Source organism: Achromobacter sp., from assembly GCF_049647645.1.
Taxonomy (GTDB): domain Bacteria; phylum Pseudomonadota; class Gammaproteobacteria; order Burkholderiales; family Burkholderiaceae_B; genus Achromobacter.
In genome coordinates this window covers 1-25187 of the sequence record NZ_JBARYB010000026.1, presented here as the reverse complement: position 1 = coordinate 25187, position 25187 = coordinate 1, and the positions used below count along the sequence as shown (strand labels likewise).

Here is a 25187-nt window from a genome sequence, read left to right as displayed (position 1 = left end):
CTGGCCAACACTGGCCGAAAAGCGCCTGCCTTCCTGTCGCATTGAGTCAACCCTCGTTCGTGATCGGTCAATCGCTGGCAGCAGAGGCGGGCGTGTAATTAAGCCATTATCCCAAGGAGACCCCATGCTGGAAAAACAAGCCCATGCCGACGCCTTTTTTGCGCGCTCCGCGAACAAGCTCGACTTCGGGAACTGGGGCGAGAAGGAAAAGGTGGCCTTGAGCTGCCGCATTCTCGCCAGCGAGGGCCATTCGGAAACCCTGGCGGGCCAGATCACTGTGCGCCAGGCGGACGGCACGTTCCTGACCACGCCCATGGCCCAGGCCTTCGACGAAATCGTCCCGGCCTCGGTCATCCGCATCAATGACAACATGGAAGTGCTCGACGGCCCGGGCACGCCCAACCCCGCCGTGCGCTTCCACTTCTGGGTCTATCGCCAGCGTCCCGACGTGCAATGCATCATCCACACGCACCCGCCCCATGTCTCGACGCTGTCCATGACGGGCCAGCCGCTGGTCGTTGCGCACATGGACGCAACGCCCTTCCACAACGACTGCGCCCACCTGAAGGAATGGCCCGGCCTGCCCATCGCCGACCAGGAAGGCGAGATCATTTCAGCGGCGCTGGGCGACAAGCGCTGCATCCTGCTGGCCAATCATGGCTTTCTGGCCGCCGGATCCTGTGTCGAGGAAGCGCTGTACCTGTCGGTGCTGATCGAGCGCGCGGCCCGCAATCAGTTGCAGGCCGCGGCCGCATATGGCGAAGTCAAACCGGTGAATGATGCGCTGGCCGCCGAATCGCACGACTTCCTGTTGAAGCCCAGCATCGTGCGCGCGAGCTTCGCCATGTTTGCGCGCCGCGTCGAACGGCAAATGGCTGCGGAATAGAACTAGCGGGGAGAGACCAGCAGCGGATCGTTCTGCGGGGGCCGGCATGCGCCGGCGGGAACGTCCGCCAGCCGCGGCCCGCGATCCGCTGATGCGGATTCCGGACCTGCGGCAGTGTCGGATCAGGGCTTCTTGAGCAAATCGCGGATTTCGCGCAGCAGCGCCACGTCTTCGGGCGTCGCGGCCGGTGCAGCCGGCGCTTCCTCGGCCTTGGTGCGGGCCTTGTAGATGGCCTTGACCATCCAGAAGATCACGAAGGCCAGCAACACGAAGTTGATGATGATCGTGACGAAGTTGCCCCACGCAAAGACGTTGGCGCCCGCCTTGGTCAGTTCCGCGAAAGTCATGGGACCGTTGTAGCCGGCCGGCATCGACAGAACCAGGAACTTGTTCGAAAAATCGACCGAGCCGCCGAGTATGAAGTTGACCAACGGCATGACGATGTCCCGGACCAGCGAATCGACGATCTTGCCGAACGCCGCGCCGATGATGACACCGACTGCCAGGTCCACTGCGTTGCCTTTAACAGCGAAATCTCGAAATTCTTTGACGAAACCCGTCGCTTTGCTCATAAAAGCACTCCCTTCGTGATACGCCCGTGAGTGGGCTGGCGCTATAATACGCGGTTGCTATGTTGTTACATATTCCCGCGAACCCGATGCCGCAGAAGTGATGCTACTCGTAGAGCGGGCGCATCAACAAGGATAGGAAGATGAGTCAGGATACGCTGGTGCACGACGATGACGGTGCGGTTGATCCCAACCTGCCACCCGATCCTTCGCGACGTTTCTGGGTTACCACCGCCTGTGCTGTGGGTGGCGTAGCAGGTGTCGCAACGGCAGTGCCGCTTGTGAGCACGTTTTCTCCCTCCGAAAAAGCCCGCGCTGCCGGAGCTCCCGTTGAAGTGGACGTCGGCGATATTCCCGTCGGCACCATGAAAACGGTTGAATGGCGCGGAAAGCCGGTCTGGATCATCCACCGGTCTCCTGAACAGCTCGCCGGTCTCAAGACCCAGGACGCCTTGCTGGCCGATCCTGATTCCAAGCGTCCCGGCTTCACACCCAAATACGCCGAAAACGAAGGCCGTTCGCGCAAGCCCGAGCTCTTCGTCTGCGTCGGCATCTGCACCCACCTGGGCTGCTCGCCTACCTCGCACTTCGAAACGGGCGGCGGCGGCGGCCTGGGCGCCGACTGGCAGGGCGGTTTCCTCTGTCCTTGCCACGGCTCCACGTTCGATCTGGCTGGCCGTGTCTACAAGAACAAGCCTGCGCCCGACAACCTCGAAGTCCCGCCGTACCAATATCTCAGCGACACCCGCATCATCGTGGGCGTCGATGAAGACAACAAGGCCTGACGCTCGCGTCGCGCTTTTTTCCCGAATTACGTAAGTAAAACAAATACGCCACGTATTAGAGAAGGAGCCGTTACATGGCTGGCGAGAAAACCGTCGAGACGACAGGCCTGTTGGGCTGGCTGGACCGGCGCTTCCCGGTGACCTCCACCTGGAAAGCCCATCTGTCCGAGTACTACGCACCGAAGAACTTCAACTTCTGGTACTTCTTTGGCTCACTGGCCCTATTGGTGCTGGTGCTGCAGATCGTGACCGGCATCTTCCTGGTCATGCACTACAAGCCGGACGCCGAACGCGCGTTCCAGTCCGTCGAATACATCATGCGCGAAGTCCCCTGGGGCTGGCTGGTGCGCTACATGCACTCCACCGGCGCGTCGATGTTCTTCGTCGTCGTGTACCTGCACATGCTGCGCGGGCTGCTTTACGGTTCCTACCGCAAGCCGCGCGAACTGGTGTGGATCTTCGGCGTCGCGATCTTCCTCTGTCTGATGGCGGAAGCCTTCTTCGGCTATCTGCTGCCCTGGGGCCAGATGTCCTACTGGGGCGCGCAGGTGATCGTGAACCTGTTCGCGGCCATTCCCTTCATCGGTCCTGAACTGTCCATCTGGATCCGCGGCGACTACGTCGTGTCGGACGCCACGCTGAACCGCTTCTTCGCCTTCCACGTCATCGCCATTCCGCTGGTGCTGGTGGGCCTGGTCGCGGCCCACCTGGTGGCGCTGCATGAGGTCGGCTCGAACAATCCGGACGGCATCGAGATCAAGCAGGGCCCGAAGGACAAGTACGGCCGGCCGAAGGACGGCATTCCGTTCCACCCGTTCTACTCGGTGCATGACCTGATGGGCGTGGCCGGCTTCCTGCTGGTGTTCGCGTTCATCGTGTTCTTCGCGCCGGAAATGGGCGGCTACTTCCTCGAGTTCAACAACTTCATCCCTGCCGACTCGCTGAAGACGCCTCCGCACATCGCTCCGGTCTGGTACTTCACGCCGTTCTACTCGATGCTGCGCGCCACCACCGACGAGTTCACCTGGGTGCTGGCGGGCGCTTCCGTGCTGGGCGCCATCGCGCTGCTCGTCAAGAGCAACCTGAAGGGCTTCATGCGCATCGCCGTCCCCGGCATCCTGATCGTCGTGGCCGTGCTGCTGCGCGCGATCGACGCCAAGTTCTGGGGCGTGGTCGCCATGGGCGGCACGGTCGTCATCCTGTTCTTCCTGCCGTGGCTGGACCATTCCCCGGTCAAGTCGATCCGCTACCGCCCCACCTGGCACAAGTGGATCTACGGCATCTTCATGGTCAACTTCCTGGTGCTCGGCTACATCGGTACGCAGCCGCCCAGTCCGCCGTTGAACATCACGTCGCAAATCGGCACGCTGCTGTACCTGGCATTCTTCTTCCTGATGCCGGTCTGGAGCCGCCTGGGCACCTTCAAGAAAGTGCCCGAGCGCGTTACGTTCCACGCCCACTGAGCCCACCAGATAACGGATTAACCATGATCAAGAAGCTGATTGGTGCCGTGGCCTTGATGCTCACGTGTACCGTTACCCTTGCCGCCGGCGGCGGCTATCCCCTGGACAAGGCCCCGTACCGCGTCAACGACATGTCGTCGCTGCAGAACGGAGCCAAGCTGTTCGTCAACTACTGCCTGAACTGCCATAGCGCGTCCTCGATGCGCTACAACAAGCTCAAGGACATCGGGCTGACCGACCAGCAGATCAAGGAAAGCCTGCTGTTCACCGGCGAAAAGGTCGGCGACATGATGAACGTCGCCATGACCCCGAAGGACGCCAAGCAGTGGTTTGGCACGACGCCCCCGGACTTGTCCGTGATCGCGCGCGCCAAATCCGTGAACGCCGGCCCCTCGGGCGCCGACTACATCTATACCTACCTGCGCACCTTCTACCGCGACACGTCGCGTGCCACGGGCTGGAACAACCTGGTCTTCCCGGCCGTGGGCATGCCCCACGCCCTCTGGGAAGTGCAGGGTCCGCGCGAGCTCACGACCGTTGCCATGCACGAGGTCGAAAGCAAGGGCGACGCCCCCAAATCCTGGGAACGCGTCACCACGGTGTACGATGCACAGGGTTTTTCCACGGTCAAGGCCGAACCGGTAGCCAACTACCACGGCCATGCCACCTTCGATGCCAAATTTAAGGCCGCCAACCCGGCCCAAGTCGCAACATACGACAACGACGTCGCCGACCTGACTGCGTTCATGTCCTGGATGGCCGAGCCCGTCCAGACATTCCGCGTCCGTCTCGGCGTCGGTGTCATGTTGTTCCTGCTGCTGTTCTTCCTGGTTACCTGGCGCCTCAATGCCTCGTACTGGAAACACGTGCGCTAACCGCAACGCCCCGCCAGGTTTTATCCGGCCCTGATTACAAACAGGGACGGAATCGGCGGATAGGGCTGTACGCCTATCCCGCCTGGCAATTGGGGCCAGCGCCTGCTAGATTAAGGCGCTGGCCTTTCGTTTTTCAATAAAGGACTTACCGCCATGATGGTGCTCTATTCCGGAACCACGTGTCCGTTTTCGCAACGCTGCCGCTTCGTGTTGTTCGAGAAAGGCATGGATTTCGAGATCCGCGACATCGACCTGTACAACAAGCCCGAAGACATCTCGGTGATGAACCCGTACGGTCAAGTGCCCATTCTGGTCGAACGCGACCTGGTCCTGTACGAGTCGAACATCATCAACGAGTACATCGACGAGCGCTTCCCGCATCCCCAGCTGATGCCCGCCGACCCGGTCATGCGCGCCCGTACCCGCCTGTTCCTCTACAACTTCGAGAAGGAACTGTTCGTTCACGTCTCGACGCTGGAAGACCGCAGCGCCAAGCCCGACGAGAAGAAGCTGGCCAACGCCCGCCAGAACATCCGCGACCGTCTGGCCCAGTTGGCCCCCATGCTGCTGAAGAACAAGTACATGCTGGGCGAGGAATTCTCCATGCTCGACGTGGCCGTGGCTCCGCTGCTGTGGCGCCTGGACCACTACGGCATCGAACTGCCCAAGAACGCGGCTCCGCTGCAAAAGTACGCCGAACGCATCTTCTCGCGTCCGGCCTACATCGAAGCGCTGACGCCTTCGGAAAAAGTGATGCGTCGCTAAGGCTGTTGCGTGATGGGTGAAACTTCGACCAAACCGTACCTGATCCGCGCGCTGCACGAATGGTGCACCGATAACGGCTACACGCCCTACATCACCGTCCAGGTCGACGAGCACACCATGGTGCCCGTCGCCCATGTGCGCGACGGCCAGATCACGCTGAACGTAGGCACGCTGGCCACCAACCGCCTGACGCTGGGCAACGAATTCATCGAATTCCAGGCCCGCTTCAGCGGCGTGACCGAAAACGTCTACGTTCCCGTGGGCGCCGTCAGCGCCATCTACGCGCGCGAAACCGGCGCCGGCATGGGCTTCGAAGTGCAGCCCTACGAACCGCCGGTAGCGGGCGCCCAGGCCGCGACGGCCCCCGCCGCGCCCGAAGGCTCCGACGCCGACGCCGCCCCCGGTGACGACGGCGGAGATGACGACGAACCCAAGCGTCCGCGCCTGACCATCGTCAAATAAGGCATCCACGCAAGGCCTGCATTTTTTTCATTACAATGCAGCCCTTCGCGTGCCCCTGGCACGCAGCGCCGGTGTAGCTCAGTTGGTAGAGCAGCTCACTTGTAATGAGAAGGTCGAGGGTTCGATTCCTTTCACCGGCACCAAATTCCAGATACAGATCCGTCCGCGGGACGATCTGAAAACCCGCTCCGGCTATAACGGCGCGGGTTTTTTTGTCTGAATCCTGGGCGGAAAAACGCGGGCCTGAGCCAGCCCCTTGCGCTTCGTCCTATTTGCGCGGCCCCCGGGCGCTGAAAGCAGGCCTTTCCACGAAATCGCTGACTACAATCGCGCCAAGTTCTTGCCTCAGGAAGCAGAGTCCCCAATGCGCACAAATCATCTCCCCGGCGTGCGACAAAAGCGCCTCTGGCAAAAGAGGTGGCCTAGAGAAGTCCTGTTCAATGGGCCGCCCATCCTCGTTGCCGGAACCACCGCAGTGAAGAGCTGGCGCAAACCTCTCTTTGAACCATGGATGTTCGGCCTAACGGCCGCTACGAGCGTCTGGCTGATTCTGGCCGCGCTGGTTCGCGTGGCTGTGGCACGCGCCGAAGACAACATGGACGGGCCGGACGTCGTCCACGAAGGTCTGGGTGCAGCGGTTTCCACCATGCACACCATGCTTGCCGAATGGTGCAACAAGCGCAAGTGCGGAGCCGACCTGCGCACCACCTTCCACCGTGTCGTTCCTCCCATCCATGAACCGCAGGAAATCGAGCAGATCATCAATTACGCCGGCGCTGGCGGTGAGGGCGCAGGACGGACGTTTCCCGTGCACACTGGCATCGCGGGCAGGGCAGTCCGAAGCAAAACACCGCTGGTAATGTCCAGCCAGCACCGAACGGAAGATCAACTCCGCGCGGAGCTGGTGCTTGAATGGGGCTATACCGCGACCCAAGCCCGCCGGCTTGGACCTGGGCGCTATTCGGCGATGGCCGTGCCCGTCCTGGACCGTTCAGGCCAGCATCCCGTAGGCGTGATCTATATGGATTCAAGCGACCGTGCGCTTTTCGAACGCAATGATGTCGCGGAAATCATAGGCGCCGGTGCCAAAGCCATCAGCGACTTTGTCACCAAAAGGTATTGATATGAACACTGCCCCCCACAGGAAACCTGACACCTTCTTCAAGGGATCCCGGCTCATTTCCAAACCAGGTGCGGTAATCCAGGTTCGAGAACTGATGCTTACCAACTATGGGTTGCGCGCCATCACAAGTGGAAGCACGGGTATCCGGCAAGGAGCTATCGAAGAGGCCGGCCCCCCGTCGGCACTGAGAAGTCTGGTTCCTACCTGACTCCATTTGGACCATGTTACGGACCACCAGTACCCGGCGCACGCGCCCGCGCACCTTGACGTGACAGACAGATATTCGGCGAGTCGAACCGTCACGGGCACCCCGTTTTGCATTCTTCCCATTTTTTGTGCATAATTCGCCCCCTCTACCTGTTCCCCGATAGCTCAGTCGGTAGAGCGACGGACTGTTAATCCGCAGGTCGCTGGTTCGAGCCCAGCTCGGGGAGCCAAAGAATGCAGTACTGAAGGGCCCGCAACTTGTTGCGGGCCTTTTGCATTTGGGTGCGGTGTGCGCAGCCTGTTTGCCGGCCCCCGCACGGCGTACGATGATGCGCATTCCCTCATCACTACGTCGCCTGTCTCCATGCGTTCCGCGCGATCCCTGCCCGCCCTGGTTTCCCTGCGCGCTTTCGAAGCCGCCGCGCGGCGCATGAGCTTTTCGCTGGCCGCGCAGGAACTCTTCGTGACGCAAAGCGCCGTCAGCCACCATATCCAGCGGCTGGAAGCCGAGCTGGGCGTGGCGCTGTTCGAGCGGCTCACCCGCGCCGTGGCGCTGACCGCGGCGGGTCAGGCCTATTACGAGCGCGTGCATGCGGCCTTCGAACTGCTGCGCCAGGGTACCGACGAGGTCCGCGCGCCCAAGACTGTGCGGCAGACGCTGCGCGTCGGGCTGCTGGCCTCGTTCGCCACGCGCTGGCTGGCGCCACGCCTGGCGGCGTTTGCCGCCGCCCATCCCGATATCGATCTGCAATTGCAGCCCGACATCGGCTTGGCGGACGTCGCGGGCGGCGAGGTCGACGTCGCAATCCGCTACGGGCGCGGCGTGTGGCCCGGCGTGCGAGCGCGGCTGATCATGGCGGAGCGGCTGTCAGTGGTCTGCGCGCCCGCGCTGATCGCGGGCAGGAAACGCCCGCGCACGCCGCAAGATCTGCTGCGATTCCCCTTGCTGGCTTCGCATGCCCGCCATCCCTTCGAATGGGACGCCTGGGCCCGGCATCATGACGTGGACCTGGGCAACGTGCGGCCCATGCGCCTGCATGACTACAACATCGTCGTGGAAGCGGCGTTGGCGGGGCAGGGTATGGCAATGGGCCGCCACCGCCTTATCGGCGCCCAGCTCGCCAGCGGCGCGCTGGTGGAGGCCCTGCCGGACGCCGCGCTCGAAGCTCCCCGTATCGGCTGGTGGTTCGTGACGCCGCGCGGCGCGCTTGGCGACGCGGCGCAGCGCTTCCACGTGTGGCTGATGCAGATGGCTGCGGAGCAAGACGATACACATTAGTTTTACTCATGTGTACTGCTCGAAAATTGATTGGTCAGGGCCCGCAGCGGCCGATAGCATGAGGCTTGCCCTACTTTCCCTATTCAGGAGTCCCTCATGACCCGCTCGATCTCCGGCCGCGTGGCCGAACTTGGCCTGACCCTCGAAGCCGCCGCCGCGCCCGCCGCCAATTACGTGCCCTTCGTCCTGGAAGGCAACCTGCTGTACATCTCCGGCCAGATCTCCCGCAAGGACGGCAAGGCAGCCTATCTGGGACGGCTGGGCGACCAGGTCTCGGATGCCGACGGGGTGGAAGCGGCGCGCCTGTCGGCGCTGGGCCTGCTGTCGCAAATCGCGGCCGCCACCGGCGACAAGCTCGACCGCGTGGCCCGCGTCGTGCGCCTGGGCGTGTTCGTGGCCAGCACGCCGGACTTCAACCGCCAAAGCGCTGTCGCCAACGGCGCCTCGGACCTGATGGTCGAGGTCTTCGGCGACGCCGGCCGCCATGCGCGCAGCGCCGTCGGCGTGGCGTCCCTGCCGCAAGGCGTGGCGGTGGAGGTCGAAGCCGTCATCGCGCTCACGCAAGCCTGATCCCTGCCGGAGCCGCCATGTCCGCCCCCTTGACCCCCAGCGCCGTGCAAGCGTTGCGCGCCCAGACTCCGGGTGCGCACACCACGGTCCATTTCAATCACGCCGGCGCGTCGCTGCCATCAGCGGCGACGCTGCAAACCATCCACGCGCACCTGCAACGCGAAGCCACGCAAGGGCCGATGGAAGCCGGCGTGAGGTCCCGGGAGCTGATTGAGAAGGCCCGCACGCTGGCGGCCCGGCTGCTTAATGCGGACCCGGGCGAAATCGCGCTGACGGGCGGCAACTCGCCCGGCTGGGGCGCCGCTTTCGCGGCGCTGGAACCGTGGCGCCCCGGCGATCGCATTCTGGTGGGCCGCCACGAATGGGGCGGCAACCTGGCCGCCATGCGGCTCAAGGCGCAGCGCGCCGGCGCCACGCTGGAAACCATCCCCTCGGACGATAGCGGCTGCACCGACCCGCAGGCGCTGGAAGCCATGCTGGACGAACGGGTGCGCTTGATCGCGCTGACCTGGCTGCCGGCCAACGGCGGCCTGATCAATCCCGCCGCCGCCATCGGTAACGTGGCGCGCCGCCATGGCATCCCGTACTTCGTGGATGCGGCGCAGGCGGTCGGCCAGTTGCCCGTGGACGTGGCGCAGATCGGCTGCGACGTGCTGAGCGGGGCGGGACGCAAGGCGCTGCGCGGCCCGCGCGGCACCGGCCTGCTGTACGTGCGGCGCGGCTTCCTGGACCGGCTCACGCCCGCCTTCGTCGACACCCATTCCGCCCCCCTGGGCCCGGACGGCGAGCCCATGCTGCGCCAGGACGCCGCTCGCCTGGAATCGGCGGAGGCCTCGCTGGCGCTGCGCTGCGGCCTGGCCAACGCCTTGCAGGAGGCGCTGGACATCGGCCTGCCGGCCATCCGCGCGCGCATCGACACCACAGCCCGGGCCCTGCGGACGGAGCTGGCAGCCATCCCTGGCATCACCGTGCTGGACCAGGGCCACGAACGCTCCGGCCTGGTGTCCTTCAACCTGGCCGGCCAGGACGCGGTATCGGTGCAGCGCGCCATGGCGGCGCAGGGCATCACCATCGGCAGCAACGGCGTGCCCTATACCCCGCTGGACATGCAGGCTCGCGGCCTGGCGCAGATTGCGCGGGCATCGGTCAGCTACTTGACCAACGACGCGGAAATCGACCGCCTGCTGGAAGGGCTGCGCGCCCTGGCCCGCTAGGGCCTGTTCACACTAAGCCGCCTTGCACAGGCTCCCGGCGGCGCTCAAGCCACCGCACGCCGCGCGAAAGGCGTCCACTTCGTGAAGACCAGCAGGTTGCCCAACATCACCAGCGCCAGGCCCAGCAGGGCCGGCGCGGTCCACTGATAGCCTTCGGCAAAGGTGGACACGCTCAGGGCCACGACCGGGAACAGCACCGTGCAGTAGGCGGCGCGAGCCGGCCCCATGCGCCCCACCAGCGTCAGATAGGCCGTGAAGCCGACCACGGATCCGAGAATGGCCAGGTAGAGCAGAGCGCCCACGTACGAGGCGGAACTATCGAACTCGAATGGCAGACCCGCAGCCACGCAACCCGCCAGCAGGATGGCCGCGCCATAGAGCATGCTGTAGGCATTGCCGGTCAAGGGCCGGATGCCGGCGCGCTGCTGCAACGACGACAGCATGTTGCCGGTGGAAAAGCAGAACGTGCCCAGCAAGGCGAAGCCCAGGCCCAGCAAGGTTTCGTGGCTGGCCTGCTGCCCGGCCAGTTCCGGCCAGAACAGCAGCACCAGACCCGAGAAGCCCAAGGCGCCGGCCGCCATCACGCGCGGCGCGACACGAGTGCCGAACCACAGGCGGGCGTTCAGCGCGTTCCACAGCGTGGCCGCCGAAAACACCACCGACACCAGGCCGCTGGGGATCCATTGGGTCGCCGTATAGAAGCACAGGAAGTTCAGGCAGAACAGGCACAGGCCCTGGCCCACGCACAGCCAGTGGCCGCGCCGGTCCATTTTTTGCAGCTTGCGGGTCAGCGCCAGGGCCGCGAACAGGATCAGGCCCGCCAGCGCGAAACGGTAGAAGATGGATACGGGGATGGCCACCACGCCCAGCTGCAGCTTGATGGCGATCCAGGTGGTGCCCCAGATGACGACAGTGAGGAAATACAGGAAGAGGTTCACGATGCGGTGCTGAAACAGGGATGCGGAACGGCGGTCTGGAAAGCCACCTGGGAATCCAGTTTGCGCCCGCCCGGCTGGCGAAGATTGCCGGTTCTTGCGGTTTTCTTCTGCTCGCGCGCGCGACGCGCGCGGGATCGCAGTAGCATTCCACCCATATGGCTACCGTCGCTTCGGCTCCGGCCGACTTCTCCGTTTTCCGCACCCTGGCGAGTTCTACCGCGACGCTGGGGCGGGCCGCCGCGCTGGGCGAGGGCATCGCCATCTCGCAATGGTCGCGCAGCGCCCACGAAACCATGGGCTACGACAATCCGGGCCATCACACCCTGTCGCTCTATCTGCACGGCGGCGACAAGTCGTTCCGCCTGGGCCAGAACCGCCTGCACGGCGGCGCCGGCAAATTCTGCGTGCTGCCTTCGGAGCACTACTCGCGCTGGAGCATGAACGACTCCGTGCACTTCCTGCACCTGTACATCGCGCCGGAACGCCTGGCCCGCGAAGCCGTCATGCGGCTGGACTGCGAGCCCCGCACGCTGGAGCTGCGCGACCGCACCTACATCCACGACGACTCACTGATCGACGTATGCCGGCAACTGCTGGATACCGACTGGAACCAGCCCGCCGACCGGCTGGCGGCCAGCAGCGCGGCCGAGACCGTGCTGCATCATCTGCTGCACCAGGGCGTGGCGCGCAAACCCGCGGCAACCTTGCGCGGCGGCCTGGCGCCTGTCGTGCGCCGGCGCATCATGGACTATGTGGACGCGCACCTGGCCGAACCGCTGACGCTGGACGAGCTGGCGGGCGTGGCGGCGCTCTCCACCTACCACTTCGCCCGGATGTTCCACACCTCTTTCGGCGAACCGCCGCACGCCTGGGTACGGACGCGGCGGCTGGCGCACGCACGCAAGCTGCTGGCGGCCGGCAAGGGCGATCTGGCCGGCGTTGCCCAAGCCAGCGGTTTCGGCAACGCCAGCCATCTCGCGCGGGTTTTCCGCGACGCCGTCGGCGTCACGCCGGGGCAGTACCGCAGCGCCCGCGCCAGGCACTGAGCCGGCGCTGCGGCCCCGTTTCGCCGCCCGCCCAGTCTACAATGGCCCACCGCCCCCAGGGCCTGACCGTACCGCTGCCCGACGCGATGCCGTCTACGACCTCTCGCGATTTCCCCCCCACGGCTGCCCCCCTCGGCGCCGGCCCCTTGCGCGCGCACTGGCTGGCGGAGTTGATCCGCCTGCGCGAAGCGCATTGGGGGCCGCTGGAAGACGCAGACGCGGTGCGTCGCGTGCGCCAGCAGGATGCCGATCTGCCATCCCGCATCCTCGCCCGCGCCGCGCTGCTGGCGCAACGCGAGAACCTCGTCCCCCTGGTCGAAACATGGCGCCGCAGCGCGCTCGCCATCCTGGCCTTGCTGTTTCTGCTGGCCGCGATATCCGGTGCAGGCGCCGCGCTGGGCGCGCTGGGTGACGGCTCCCGCGCCGTCAACGTGCTGTGGGCGCTGGGCGCCTTGCTGGGCCTGCATGCGCTCACCTTCCTGCTCTGGCTGGCCAGTTTCCTGCTGCGGGCTTCCTCCGTCACCGGGCTGGGACGGGTCTGGCTGTGGGCCACGCGCAAGCTGGCCCGCGGCCCCGACAGCGCACTGGTGCCGCAGGCCTTCCTCAACCTGCTGGCCCGCGCGGGCGCCTTGCGCTGGCTGTTCGGCAGCATCAGCCACCTGCTATGGCTAACAGCCTTGTGCGCCGCGCTGGCGGTGCTGCTGGCCGTGCTGTCCACCGCCAGCTACCGCTTCATCTGGGCCACCACCTTGCTGGCGCCAGACACCTTCGTGCGCCTGACGCAGGCCATAGGCTGGCTACCGGCTCAACTGGGCTTTCCGATGCCTGACGCCGCCATGATCCGCGCCAGCGATGGCGCCCAGGCCCTGCCGGCCGAGGCCCAGGTGCAGTGGTCGCTCTGGCTGATCGGCGTGCTGGTGGTCTACGGCATCCTGCCCCGTCTGCTGGCCGGCGCATTGTGCGTGGCGGGTTCGCTGCGCGCGCTGCGCGGCCTGCGTATCGATCCCGCGCTGCCCGGCTTCTCCGCGTTGCGCGACCGTCTGGAGCCGCCCGCCCTGTCCACCGGCATAGACCGTCCGGTCGATCCCTTGCACGAACCGCGGGTCGGCGCGCCGCCGCTCGCGGGCCTGGGCGGCCAGCCCGTGCTGCTGGGACTGGAACTGCCGGCGGACCTGGCCTGGCCGCCCGCGAACATGCCCGCGGGCATCCAGCAGGCCGGCAACCTGGACACCCGCGAAGAACGCAACCGCGTGCTGGACGCGCTGGCCAGCAAGGCCGCCACGCGCATGCTGATCGCCTGCGACGCGCGCCAGACTCCCGACCGCGGCACGTTGTCGCTGATCGCCGAACTGGCTGCGCATGCGGAACAGACGCGCATCTGGCTGGTCACCCCGCACGCGGACACGGCTACCCCGACCACCCGCGCATCGCTATGGCGCGAACGCCTGCTTGCCCTCGGCCTGCCTGCCGACTCGGTGCTGCAGGCGCCCATCGCCCCGCTTTCCTGGCTGGAGTCCGGCCATGGCTGAAGACCTCATCAAGATCGCGCTGGTCGGCCACACCAACACCGGCAAGACCTCGCTGCTGCGCACGCTGACGCGCGACACCACCTTCGGCGAAGTCGCCGACAGCCCCGGCACCACACGCCATGTCGAAGGCGCGCGCCTGCGGCTGGAGGGGCGCGCCGTACTCGAATGGTTCGACACGCCGGGGATGGAAGACAGTATCTCGCTACTGGAATACCTGGAAAAACTGGACAGCCCGCAAGAGCGCCTGGACGGACCCGCGCGCATCCGCCGCTTCCTCGACACGCCCGCAGCGCATGGCCGCTATGAGCAGGAAGCCCGCGTGCTGGCCAAGATGCTGGACTGCGACGCCGCGCTGTACGTCATCGACGCGCGCGATCCGGTGCTGGGCAAGCACCGCGACGAACTCGCCATCCTGGCCGCTTGCGGCCGGCCCTTGCTGCCGGTGCTGAACTTCGTCAACGCACCCGCGCACCGCGCCGACGAATGGCGCGCCGCCATGGCACGGCTGGGCCTGCATGCGGTGGTGGAATTCGATACCGTCGCGCCGCCGCTGGATGGCGAACAGCAACTCTACGCCAAGCTCGGCGTGCTGTTGGACCGCCACGCCGCCGCGCTGGCCCGGCTGTCCGCCAGCCTGGCCGAGCAGCGTCGGGCGCGTCGCGGCTCGGCCTACGAGCTGCTGGCCGACTTGCTGGTGGACGTGGCTGCCTTGCACGTCTCCAGCGCCAGCGACGAAGCGGCGCTCACCGCCGCCTCGAGCAAACTGCGCGACCAGGTGCGCCAGCGCGAACAGACCTGTGTCAACGCCTTGCTGGCGCTCTACAACTTCCGCGCAGCCGACTTCACAGACGACGCGCTGCCCCTGCAGGGCGAACGCTGGGGCATGGACCTGTTCCACCCCCAGGCGCTGAAGGACATGGGCGTGCAGGTAGGCATGGGCGCCGCCGCGGGCGCCATGGCCGGCGCGGCCGTGGACCTGTTCAGCGCGGGCTTGAGCCTGGGCACCGGCATGCTGATCGGCGCCGCCGCCGGCGGCCTGTGGCAGGGCGTGGAGAAGCTGGGCAAGCGCATGGCCGGCAAGCTGCGCGGCTGGCGCGAGATCAGCGTCGACGACGCGGTGCTGCGCCTTTTGGCCTTGCGCCAGCGGCAACTGATCGAAGCGCTGGAGCGCCGCGGCCACGCCGCGCGCGAGCCATTGAAACTAGATCATCCGGAGGATGAAGCCTGGCGCAAGGGACCCTTGCCCGAGGCGCTGAAGGAAGCCCGCAGCCGGCCCGAATGGTCAGCCCTGGGCGAGCGCTACGAAGACAGCGACCGCCGCAAGCGCGTGGTGCGCGAATTGGCGAAAACCCTTGCCGACGCGCCGCCGCCCGGCGCATGACCGCCGGTATTGCCGAACGCACCATTCAATACTCCCGGCAAGCAAGTACTAACCCCAATCCAAACCGATTGACGCTTAAACGAATGGGTCTATAACATTCGTTCTGCATCGGCGCGGGTCCGTCCCCGTCATGATAATCACAAGGGGTTGGGTCTATCGTGAAGTCGAAGTCCTGCGCAGTGATTCCCGGCAGCGCCATCATAGGCGGCCCGCGCGCGGGTCGCGCTGCGCATCGCCAGACCCCAATCCGTCTTTCGTCGTAAGCAGCAACGCCATGCCCCGGTTCCCCATGGGGCCGGGGCCCTGTCACTTCTGTCGCGCTATCCGCGCACCACACGGAGCATGAGGGCTATGCGTACTTTCCCCCACCTGAAGCAAGCTGCGCTCGCGGCTGCCGTCGCCGCCTCTTTGGCATTCAGCGCCGGCGCGGCCGCCAAGACCTTTCACTGGTCCTATCAAGGCGATGCGACGTCCATGGATCCGATGGCCCTGAACGAAACGTTCACGCTGGGCTTCCAGGGCAACATCTACGAAACGCTGGCCGGCTACGACGGCAACCTGAAACTGACGCCGCTGCTGGCGGAAAGCTGGGAAAACCCCGAGCCCACGAAATGGGTGTTCAAGCTGCGCAAGGGCGTCAAATTCCATGATGGCTCGCCGTTCACGGCGGACGACGTCATCTTCTCCTGGAAGCGCAGCCTGACCCCGGGCTCCGACATGAAGGGCTATGGCGCCAAGGCCTCCGACATCAAGAAGGTAGACGACTACACCATCGAAGTCATCACGCCCACGCCCAACCCCATCCTGCCGCGCGAATGGGTGTTCCTGTACATCATGAGCAAGTCGTGGTCGGAAAAGAACAAGACCACCGAAGCCACCAACGTCAAGGGCGACAACCAGGGCAACTACGCCAACCTGAACGCCAACGGCACCGGCCCCTTCATGCTGGCCTCGCGCCAGCCCGACGTGAAGACCGTGCTCAAGCGCTACGACGGCTACTGGAACAAGGACATCAAGACCAACGTCGACGAGGTCATCTTCCAGCCGATCACGCAGGAAGCGACGCGCGTGGCCGCGCTGATCTCCGGCGAGATGGACCTGGTGCAGCCCGTACCCGTGCAGGACTGGAAGCGGCTCGAAGACGCCAAGGGCGTCAAACCGCTGACCGCGCCCGAAGCGCGCGCGATCTTCATCGGCATGGACCAGGACCGCGACGAGCTGCTGTTCTCGGACGTGAAGGGCAAGAACCCCTTCAAGGATCCCAAGGTGCGCGAAGCCGTGGTGCTGGCCGTGGACACCAAGGCCATCAACGAGAAGATCATGCGCGGCGCGGCCAAGCCGCTGGGTTCGCTCATCGCCACCGCCATCAACGGCTATGACGACTCCTTCGGCGCGCCGTACAAGCCGGATCCCGAACGCGCCAAGAAGCTGCTGGCCGAAGCCGGCTATCCCAAGGGCTTCACGGTCACCATGGACTGCCCGAACGACCGCTACGTCAACGACGAAAAGGTCTGCCAGGCAGTCGCCGGCATGCTGGCCCGCGTAGGCATCAAGATCAACCTGCTGGCGCAGACCAAGTCCAAGTACTTCGGCAAGATCCTGCTGCAGGCCGGCAACCAGACCAGCATGTACATGCTGGGATGGACGCCCAGCTCCACCGACGCCCACAACACGCTGCTGAACCTGACCTCCTGCCGCAATGCCAAGACCGCGGCGGGCCAGTTCAACCTGGGCGGCTACTGCAACAAGAAGGTCGACGAGCTCACCGACAAGATCGGCGTCGAAACCGACCAGACCAAGCGCAACGCCATGATCAAGGAAGCCTTCGAGATCGTGCGCAACGACTATGGCTACCTGCCGCTGCACCAGCAGCCCATGTCCTGGGGCGTGAAGGACAACATCAAGGTCATCCAGCGCGCCGACGACGTGCTCGACCTGCGCGACGTCGTCCTGCCGTAAACCGGCGACGCGAGCCCCGGGCGGCGCACGCCGCCCGGGCGCGCCCGGCCCAGCCCCGGTTCCCGCCTCCCGCGGGAAACGCGGCCCGGCGTTATCTGAAACAGAGGGCTCCCGATAATGCTTTCCTTTATTGCGCAACGGCTTATCCAGTCGGTGCTGGTGATGTTGACGGTGGCGCTGATCGCGTTCTCCATGTTCCGCTATGTCGGCGATCCGATAGCCAGCATGGTGGGCCAGGACACCACGCCTGAGCAACGCGCGGAATTGCGCGAACAGCTGGGCCTGGACGACCCATTCGTGGTGCAGTACGCGCACTTCGTGGCCAATGCCGTGCGCGGCGACTTCGGCATGTCGTACCGGCACCGCAGGCCGGTCAGCGAATTGCTCGAAGAACGCATGCCTGCCACGCTGGAGCTGTCCTTCGTGTCTGCGGTAATGGCGCTGGCCCTGGGCATCCCCATGGGCATCTATACCGCGCTCAAGCGCCACGGCGTGCTGTCCAAGGCCTTCATGGCGATCTCGCTGGCCGGCATCTCGCTGCCTACTTTCCTGATCGGCATCCTGCTCATCCTGTTCTTTGGCGTGCAGCTGCGATGGCTGCCCAGCTTCGGACGCGGCGACGTGGTCAGCTTGGGATGGTGGACCACGGGCTTCCTGACCAAATCCGGCTGGCTGGCGCTGATCATGCCCGCCATCACGCTGGCGCTGTTTCAGATGACGCTGATCATGCGGCTGGTTCGCGCCGAAATGCTGGAAGTGCTGCGCGCCGACTTCATCAAGTTCGCGCGCGCCCGCGGCCTGCCGGAACGGCTGATCAATTTCCGCCACGCGCTGAAGAACACCATGGTGCCCGTCATCACGATCACCGGGCTGCAACTGGGCTCCATCATCGCCTTCGCCATCATCACGGAAACCGTGTTCCAGTGGCCCGGCATGGGCTTGCTGTTCATCCAGGCCATCAGCATGGTGGACATCCCCGTCATGGCGGCCTATCTGGTGCTGATCGCCTTCATGTTCGTGGTCATCAACCTGGTCGTGGACCTGCTGTATTTCGCCGTGGACCCGCGTCTGCGCGTGCAGAGCAAGTAAAGGACTCATCATGATTGCTCGCATCGCTCCCTTCTTCGCCCGCGCGGCCGACAGCGACCTCTGGCACAGCTTCAAGCGTTCGCCCGGCGCCATCATCGCCGCGATCGTCACGCTGGCCATCCTGCTGGGCGCGCTGTTCGCGCCCGTGGTCGCGCCGCACAACCCCTTCGACCTGGCGTCCCTGAGCATCATGGACGCCAACACGCCGCCGTCCTGGGAAGAGGGCGGCAGCCCCGACTTCCTGCTCGGCACCGACGACCAGGGCCGCGACATCCTGTCGGCCGTGCTGTATGGTTCGCGCGTATCCCTGCTGGTGGGCTTCGCTTCCGTGCTGTTCTCGATGGTGCTGGGCGTGACGCTCGGCCTCATCAGCGGCTATGCCGGCGGCCGCGTGGACAGCTTCATCATGCGCATCGCCGACGTGCAGCTGTCGTTTCCGGCCATCCTGGTGGCGCTGCTGATCGACGGCGTGGCGCGCGGCCTCTTGCCGCGCGACATGCATGACCAGCTCGCGCTGTACGTGCTGATCTTCGCCATCGGCATTTCCGGCTGGGTGCAATACGCGCGCACCGTGCGCGGCTCCACGCTGGTGGAACGCAACAAGGAATACGTGCAAGCGGCGCGCCTCATCGGCATCGGCCCCTTCACCATCCTGCGCCGCCATATCCTGCCCAACGTGATGGGGCCGGTGCTGGTGATCGCCACCATCCACCTGGCCATCGCCATCATCACCGAAGCCACGCTCTCGTTCCTGGGCGTGGGCGTGCCGCCCACGGCGCCGTCGCTGGGCACGCTGATCCGCATCGGCAACAGCTACCTGTTCTCGGGCATGTGGTGGATCTCCATCTTCCCCGGCATCGCGTTGGTGGCGCTGGTGCTGTCGGTCAACCTGCTGGGCGACTGGCTGCGCGACGCGCTCAACCCCAAGCTGCGCTGAGGATGCCATGGCCCTGTTGAACATTGAAGACATCCGCATCGAATTCCCCAGCCGCCGCGGCACGCTGGTGGCCGTGGACGGCGTCTCGCTGTCCCTGGAAAAAGGCGAGATCCTGGGGGTGGTGGGCGAATCCGGCGCCGGCAAGTCCACCATAGGCAATGCCGTGATCGGCCTGCTGGAAGCGCCCGGCCGCCTGGCCGGCGGCGCGGTACTGCTGAATGGCGAACGCATCGACACGCTCAACCCGGCGCAGAAACGTAAAGTGCGCGGCCGCCGCATCGGCATGATCTTCCAGGATCCGCTGACCTCGCTGGACCCGCTGCAGACGGTGGAAAGCCAGCTGGTCGAGACCATGCAGGTGCACCTGAACCTGTCCCACGCCGAAGCGCAGAAGCGCGCGGTGCAATTGCTGGCGCAGGTCGGCATCGACCAGCCGGAACTGCGCGTCAAGCAGTACCCGCACCAGTTCTCCGGCGGCATGCGACAACGCGTGGTGATCGCGCTGGCGCTATGCTGCGAACCCGAAGTCATCATCGCCGACGAGCCCACCACCGCGCTCGACGTGTCGATTCAGGCGCAGATCCTGGAACTGCTCAAGAAGCTGTGCCGCGAAGAGCAGGTCGGCATGATCATCATCACGCACGACATGGGCGTGATCGCGGACGTGACCGACCGCGTCGCGGTGCTTTACCACGGCAAGTTGGTCGAGCAAGGCCCCACCTCCAAGATCCTGGGCGACCCGGACCATCCGTACACGCGCAGCCTGATCTCGGCCGTGCCGCGTCCCGACATCAAGCTCAGGCGCTTCCCGCTGGTGACCTACATCGAGGACGTGAAGAAACCGGCGCAGCCGCTGGATCTGGCCACGCACTGGCTGGGGCAACGCCGCGACTTCGGCGCGCGCAGCGGCGGCCCGCTGGTGCAGGTCAGCGACCTGAGCATGCGCTTCGTGCTCAAGAACGCGCTGCTCAAGCGCAACCAGCGCTCGTTGGACGCGGTCAAGCGCGTCAATTTCTCGATCGGCGAGGGCGAGGTGTTCGGCCTGGTCGGCGAATCCGGTTCCGGCAAGTCCACCGTCGCGCGGCTGATCTCCGGCCTTTATACGCCCAGCGAAGGCTCGGTCAATTTCGGCGGCACCGACTTGACCGCGCTCAAGGGCGAAAAGCAGCTGAACCCGTTCCGTCGACAGATCCAGATGATCTTCCAGGACCCGTTCTCCTCGCTCAATCCGCGCATGCGGGTGCTGGACATCGTGGCCGAGCCGATCCGCTTCCACAAGCTGGCGGCCAGCGAGGCCGAAGCGCGCCGCATCGTGGCCGACCTGCTGGACGTGGTCGGCCTGGGCGACCGCGCCGCCGAACGCTTTCCGCACGAATTCTCGGGCGGACAGCGCCAGCGCATCTGCATCGCGCGCGCCCTGGCCACGCGCCCCCGCTTCCTGATCTGCGACGAACCGACGTCCGCGCTGGACGTCTCGATCCAGGCGCAGATCTTGAACCTGCTGAAGGACCTGCAAGAGGAACTCGGGCTGACCATGCTGTTCATCAGCCACGACCTGCCGGTGATTCGCCAGATGTGCGACCGCGTGGGCGTGATGCGCTATGGCGAACTGCTGGAAGTGGCCAACACCGAAGACCTCTTCGAACGTCCGCAACATCCCTACAGCCAACACCTGCTTGGCCTCATGCCCCGCCTGCAGTCCATGTCCCGCGAAGGGCTGGACGTGGCGGAGTAGCGCCAGGCGCAACCCGGAGCGAGACATGACGGCGACACGACAGACCCTGTTCATAGGCGGCCAGGTTTTCGACGGCAAGGGCACACTGCTGCCCAACCATGGCGTGCTGGTCGAAGGCCGGCACGTGGCGCGCGTGGCGCCGGCCGGCGAATTCTCCGGCTACGCCGGCGCCACCGTGCGCACCGACGGCATGACCCTGATGCCCAGCCTGGCCGACTGTCACGTCCACCTGGTCTACACGGGCGGCGCCGATCCCAACGCGCAGCTGAGCAAGCAGGGCCCGGCGCAGATCACGTTGACGGCGCTGGAAAACGCCCAGGCCAGCCTGCGCGGCGGCGTCACCGCGTTGCGCGATTGCGGCGGCAAGGACTACCTGGAATTCGGCGTGCGCGACGCCATCGCGCGCGGCGTGTTCCCGGGCCCCACGATCAAGGCCTCGGGCCGCATCATCTGCATGACGGGCGGCCACGGCAACCGTATCGGCCGCGTCGCCGACGGCTGTGAAGATGTCATCAAGGCCGTGCGCGAGCAGGTCCACGCCGGCTGCGACCTGGTGAAGATCATGGCCACGGGCGGCGTCATGACGCCGGGCGTCAGTCCCATGGACGCGCATTACAGCTTCGACGAAATGAAGGCCGGCGTGCATGAGGCCAAGCGCTTCCGCAAAAGCACCGCCAGCCATGCACAAGGCACGCTCGGCATCCTGAACGCGGTGCGCGCCGGCATTGATTCGATCGAGCACGGCATCTTCATGGACGACGAGTGCCTGCGCGAAATGCTGGACGCCCAGACCTACCTGGTACCCACCATCGCCGCGGTCCGCAACATCGTCGCCAATGCCGACAATGGCATCCCCGCCTATGCGGTGGAAAAGGCGCGCGCGGTGGAACAGCGCCACCGCGAATCGTTCCAGATGTACTACAAGGCGGGCGGACGTATCGCGCTGGGCACCGACGCCGGCACCCCGTTCAACCTGCACGGCGAAAACGCCATGGAACTTGCCTACATGGTGGAATTCGGCATGACGCCGATGGATGCGCTGATCGCCGGCACCTCGCGTGGCCATGACCTGATGGGCATGGACCAGCACGGCATCATCGCCGACGGCAATGTGGCCGATCTGCTGCTGGTGCAGGGCGACCCCACCGAAGACATCATGAAGGCGGCCGACAAGCGCTTCCACGTCGCGGTGCTGCGCAACGGCGAAGTGGCGGCCGGCGCCTTGCCGCGCTGATGTGAAACGGGCCCACCGCGCGGGCCTGTGCCGCACAATGAAAAAGGCCGCCGCGCCCGGGGCGCGGCGGCCTTCGATACAGCCCGCGGACGGGCCGTTCGCCTTGTTTAGCGCATGCCGCCCATCGCGCCGCTCATGACCATCATCAGGAACTGTTCGACCGGCATCTTCTTGCCGTTGAAGTCGACCTGGCCGTCGGCGTAGTTCAGGTAGGTCACGATGTTGTTGTTTTCGACCTTGGCCATGCCCATGGCGGTAGCCATGGTGCCCACCATTTCAGCCTGGCCCTTGGCGGTCTGCTGAGCCTGCTCGGCCGGCACGCCGCGCACCTGGGGCTCGATGGCCATCAGGTCGCTCAGGTTGCCCTTGGACAGCACCAGCTTGGCATTGAGCTTGCGGATCGTCTGCATCAGCGTATCGGCGAATTCACCGTCCAGCGATGCCGGCTTGGCCATGTCCAGGTCCAGGTTGAAGGTCGACGTGCCGTTGGCGGTACGGACTTCCAGCGGCGACACCGCCAACGTCGGGTTGCCGGCCAGCAGCAGTTCGACGTTGGTCTTGATGACCTGCTTTTCCTCTTCCGTGAACTGAGGAGCCTGCTCCTCGCCCTTGCTCTGCATCATGCGGCGCGAAGCAGCTTCATAGACGTCGTTCAACGCCTTGAAGGCCTTCGAATCCAGCTTCTGCGCGTCCATGACCAGCTTCAGGCCGGCCATGTCCTTGTCCTGCACATTGATCATGCCGAAATCCATGGCCATCTTCACGCCCATGAGCGAGTTGGCTTCCGTCATGTCGACGGCGATGACGGTGTCCTTGAGCTGGACCGGCGGCTTTTCCTTGGACGTGATGGTCCAGTTCTTGAGGCCGACCTTCTGGCTGCCCACGTACATGTCGTTCGAAGCCGGCGTCATGTCGCTGGTCAGCGTCAGACCGGTCAAGGCCATGCCGACGATGTCGCTGTCTTCGGACTGGCCCGCCAGCGCCAGGCTGTCGGCCTTCAGCGCGATCGTGCCGTGCTTGCTGCCGGTGGCGTAGGTCACGTCGCCCTTCATGCCGGAGAACTTCAGGCTGTTGGCGTCCTTGGCGAACTCGACGGGAGCCATGTCGAAGTTGCCGGTGATGTTCTTGGCATAGCTGACGCTATAGGCGCCGGACAGGGGCACCGCGCCCTTGGCGGCGGCGAACCATTCCTTGACCAGGGGCGTCTCTTCCAGCTGGAAGCGGCTGGCGACCATGGCCGGAGCGAACGAGCCGGACTTCAGGTTCGACAGCGGGAAGGGACCGTGATCCAGGTGCTCGACAAACACGATTTCGTGTTCGATGGCCGGCTTGCCGTCGGCGGCGGGCTCGGTGACCTTCACGCGGTAGCGTTCAGTGGACGTGAACACGCCGCGCTCGAACGACATCAGCTCGACCACGGGGGTCACACCCCATTTTTCGCCGACCTTCTTCAGTTCGACGTTGGCCTGCTCGATCGATTGCTTGACGAAAGCCTCGGCCTTTTGGCCCGTGTACCAAGCCGTGCCGGTCCAGACTGCGCCCAGCGCGACGACTACGCCCACTATTGCCGATTTTTTCATTGCGATCCTTTATTCTTCAAATGGATGAAAGCGGACGGATTATAGGGATTGCAGCCTAGGGAAAACACTTATTTCGTGCAAAGGCGCTGCGATATGTTGCTTATTGATACAGACCAGCCCATTCCAGACGGTGCTGCAACGCCACATCAGCTACAATCCATCCGTGCGTTTTGCCAATCTGCGCACGTCCGCTAGGCCCTTCGCTGCCAAGCTTCGCCCATCAGGGCGCTTCCCTTTTCTCCTTTATTCGTCCGCCTGGATTGGAGTCTCTCAACTTGAGCGACGGGCTGCCGCTGGAGTTGTTTTGACTACCTCTACCCCTTTTGCCGACCTCGGGCTGGCTGATTCCCTGTTGCGCGCCATTGCCGAAACCGGCTACACCGCACCCACGCCCATTCAAGCCCAGGCCATTCCCCAGGTCCTCAAGGGTGGCGACCTGCTCGCCGCCGCCCAGACCGGCACCGGCAAGACCGCCGGCTTCACGCTGCCCATCCTGCATCTGCTGATGCAGAAAAAGCCCGAGCTGCGCAAGCCCGGCCGCCCGCGCTGCCTGATCCTGACCCCGACGCGTGAATTGACCGCGCAGGTCGAAGAATCGGTGCAGACCTATGGCAAATACACCCCGCTGAACTCCATGGTGATGTTCGGCGGCGTCAATATCAACCCCCAGATCTCCGCGCTGCGCAAGCCGCTGGACATCCTGGTCGCCACGCCCGGCCGCCTGCTGGACCACTGCGGCCAGAAGACCGTGGACCTGTCCGGCGTCGAGATCCTGGTGCTGGACGAAGCCGACCGCATGCTGGACATGGGCTTCATCCGCGATATCCGCAAGATCCTCGCGCTGCTGCCCAAACAGCGTCAGAACCTGCTGTTCTCGGCCACGTTCTCCGACGAGATCCGCACCCTGGCGCGCGGCGTGCTGAACAATCCCGGCGAAGTGTCGGTCACCCCGCGCAACACCGCCACCGAGCTGGTCACCCAGACGGTGCACATGGTGGAACAGCATCATAAGCGCGACCTCATCAGCCATATCATTCGCGAAAGCGGCTGGCACCAGGTGCTGGTGTTCACCCGCACCAAGCACGGCGCCAATCGCCTGGCCGAAAAGCTGGTCAAGGACGGCCTGACCGCCGCCGCCATCCACGGCAACAAGAGCCAATCGGCGCGCACCCGCGCACTGGCCGGCTTCAAGGACAGCACCGTGACGGTGCTGGTGGCGACCGACATCGCCGCCCGTGGCCTGGACATCGACCAGTTGCCCCAGGTGGTCAACTTCGAGCTGCCCAACGTGCCTGAAGATTACGTGCACCGTATCGGCCGCACCGGCCGCGCCGGCGCCACGGGCGCCGCGGTCTCGCTGGTCGACAACAGCGAAATCAAGCTGTTGAAGGACATCGAACGCCTGATCAAGAAGACCATCGAGCGCAAGCCCGTGGAAGGCTGGACCCCGCCCGCCACCAGCGCCGCGGCTTTCGACCGCCAGGAACGCGATGAAGACAACCGCAGCCCGCGCGGCGGCGGCGGCCGCAATGGCGGCCGTGGCGGCAACGGCAATGGCGGC

General features: G+C 65.2%; 22 protein-coding genes and 2 tRNA genes. 21 read left to right on the top strand and 3 right to left on the bottom strand.

The features are described from left to right. The first annotated feature begins 124 nt into the window (after positions 1-124). The gene (locus WBB14_RS02865) at positions 125-886 is read left to right on the top strand and encodes an aldolase (RefSeq protein ID WP_424238481.1); all 762 of its coding nucleotides are present in this window, start codon (positions 125-127) and stop codon (positions 884-886) included. Between the two features lie 122 nt (positions 887-1008). Here WBB14_RS02865 and mscL read toward each other — a convergent pair whose 3' ends face one another. Beyond that, positions 1009-1458, bottom strand: a complete 450-nt coding sequence (gene mscL / locus WBB14_RS02860) for a large conductance mechanosensitive channel protein MscL (RefSeq protein ID WP_424238480.1) — start codon at positions 1456-1458, stop codon at positions 1009-1011. A gap of 140 nt (positions 1459-1598) precedes the next feature. Here mscL and petA point away from each other — a divergent pair, with 140 nt between their 5' ends. The 11 genes from petA (at position 1599) to WBB14_RS02805 (ending at position 10198) form a co-directional block, all read left to right on the top strand. Further along, positions 1599-2240, top strand: coding sequence for a ubiquinol-cytochrome c reductase iron-sulfur subunit (petA, locus tag WBB14_RS02855; RefSeq protein WP_088143693.1), 642 nt, complete (start codon positions 1599-1601; stop codon positions 2238-2240). Between the two features lie 74 nt (positions 2241-2314). Next, positions 2315-3703, top strand: a complete 1389-nt coding sequence (locus WBB14_RS02850; protein ID WP_062684339.1) for a cytochrome b — start codon at positions 2315-2317, stop codon at positions 3701-3703. A gap of 23 nt (positions 3704-3726) precedes the next feature. Continuing rightward, complete coding sequence (locus WBB14_RS02845; RefSeq protein ID WP_424238479.1) at positions 3727-4578, top strand: cytochrome c1; 852 nt, start codon at positions 3727-3729, stop codon at positions 4576-4578. 153 nt (positions 4579-4731) lie between these two features. Next, positions 4732-5343: a glutathione S-transferase N-terminal domain-containing protein gene (locus tag WBB14_RS02840; RefSeq protein ID WP_006388039.1), complete on the top strand. Its 612-nt coding sequence runs from the start codon at positions 4732-4734 to the stop codon at positions 5341-5343. A gap of 12 nt (positions 5344-5355) precedes the next feature. Continuing rightward, the gene (locus WBB14_RS02835) at positions 5356-5805 is read left to right on the top strand and encodes a ClpXP protease specificity-enhancing factor (protein WP_424238478.1); all 450 of its coding nucleotides are present in this window, start codon (positions 5356-5358) and stop codon (positions 5803-5805) included. Positions 5806-5872: 67 nt separating this feature from the next. Beyond that, positions 5873-5948, top strand: a tRNA-Thr gene (locus WBB14_RS02830). Positions 5949-6280: 332 nt separating this feature from the next. Next, complete coding sequence (locus WBB14_RS02825; RefSeq protein ID WP_424238477.1) at positions 6281-6928, top strand: GAF domain-containing protein; 648 nt, start codon at positions 6281-6283, stop codon at positions 6926-6928. A 361-nt stretch (positions 6929-7289) separates the two neighbouring features. Further along, a tRNA-Asn gene (locus WBB14_RS02820) sits at positions 7290-7365 on the top strand. A 134-nt stretch (positions 7366-7499) separates the two neighbouring features. Beyond that, positions 7500-8414 carry a transcriptional regulator GcvA gene (gcvA, locus tag WBB14_RS02815; protein WP_424238476.1) on the top strand — a complete coding sequence of 305 codons (915 nt, stop codon included), beginning with the start codon at positions 7500-7502 and terminating at the stop codon, positions 8412-8414. Positions 8415-8510: 96 nt separating this feature from the next. Further along, complete coding sequence (locus WBB14_RS02810) at positions 8511-8984, top strand: RidA family protein (RefSeq protein ID WP_424238475.1); 474 nt, start codon at positions 8511-8513, stop codon at positions 8982-8984. A gap of 17 nt (positions 8985-9001) precedes the next feature. Then, entirely contained in the window at positions 9002-10198 is a 1197-nt protein-coding gene (locus WBB14_RS02805) for an aminotransferase class V-fold PLP-dependent enzyme (protein WP_424238474.1), read from the top strand. A 44-nt stretch (positions 10199-10242) separates the two neighbouring features. Here WBB14_RS02805 and WBB14_RS02800 read toward each other — a convergent pair whose 3' ends face one another. Continuing rightward, complete coding sequence (locus WBB14_RS02800; protein WP_424238473.1) at positions 10243-11136, bottom strand: DMT family transporter; 894 nt, start codon at positions 11134-11136, stop codon at positions 10243-10245. 155 nt (positions 11137-11291) lie between these two features. Here WBB14_RS02800 and WBB14_RS02795 point away from each other — a divergent pair, with 155 nt between their 5' ends. From WBB14_RS02795 to WBB14_RS02760, 8 genes are all read left to right on the top strand, one after another. Then, positions 11292-12182, top strand: coding sequence for a helix-turn-helix domain-containing protein (locus WBB14_RS02795; RefSeq protein ID WP_424238472.1), 891 nt, complete (start codon positions 11292-11294; stop codon positions 12180-12182). A gap of 86 nt (positions 12183-12268) precedes the next feature. Then, the gene (locus WBB14_RS02790) at positions 12269-13711 is read left to right on the top strand and encodes a DUF2868 domain-containing protein (RefSeq protein ID WP_424238505.1); all 1443 of its coding nucleotides are present in this window, start codon (positions 12269-12271) and stop codon (positions 13709-13711) included. Beyond that, complete coding sequence (locus WBB14_RS02785) at positions 13704-15092, top strand: GTPase/DUF3482 domain-containing protein (protein ID WP_424238471.1); 1389 nt, start codon at positions 13704-13706, stop codon at positions 15090-15092. Before WBB14_RS02790 ends, WBB14_RS02785 begins: the two co-directional genes overlap by 8 nt. A 351-nt stretch (positions 15093-15443) precedes the next feature. Then, positions 15444-17051: an ABC transporter substrate-binding protein gene (locus tag WBB14_RS02780; RefSeq protein WP_424238470.1), complete on the top strand. Its 1608-nt coding sequence runs from the start codon at positions 15444-15446 to the stop codon at positions 17049-17051. A gap of 117 nt (positions 17052-17168) precedes the next feature. Then, entirely contained in the window at positions 17169-18140 is a 972-nt protein-coding gene (locus WBB14_RS02775; RefSeq protein ID WP_424238469.1) for an ABC transporter permease, read from the top strand. Between the two features lie 10 nt (positions 18141-18150). After that, positions 18151-19077, top strand: a complete 927-nt coding sequence (locus tag WBB14_RS02770; protein WP_013390916.1) for an ABC transporter permease — start codon at positions 18151-18153, stop codon at positions 19075-19077. A 7-nt stretch (positions 19078-19084) separates the two neighbouring features. Next, complete coding sequence (locus WBB14_RS02765) at positions 19085-20812, top strand: dipeptide ABC transporter ATP-binding protein (RefSeq protein ID WP_424238468.1); 1728 nt, start codon at positions 19085-19087, stop codon at positions 20810-20812. A 25-nt stretch (positions 20813-20837) separates the two neighbouring features. Next, on the top strand, positions 20838-22046 hold the full coding sequence (locus WBB14_RS02760; RefSeq protein WP_424238467.1) for an amidohydrolase family protein: 1209 nt from the start codon (positions 20838-20840) through the stop codon (positions 22044-22046). Between the two features lie 107 nt (positions 22047-22153). Here the strand turns inward: WBB14_RS02760 and WBB14_RS02755 are convergent, their stop codons facing one another. Then, entirely contained in the window at positions 22154-23626 is a 1473-nt protein-coding gene (locus WBB14_RS02755) for a YdgA family protein (protein ID WP_424238466.1), read from the bottom strand. 304 nt (positions 23627-23930) lie between these two features. Here WBB14_RS02755 and WBB14_RS02750 point away from each other — a divergent pair. Next, the coding region (locus tag WBB14_RS02750; RefSeq protein WP_424238465.1) for a DEAD/DEAH box helicase at positions 23931-25187 on the top strand (1257 nt) is incomplete at its 3' end.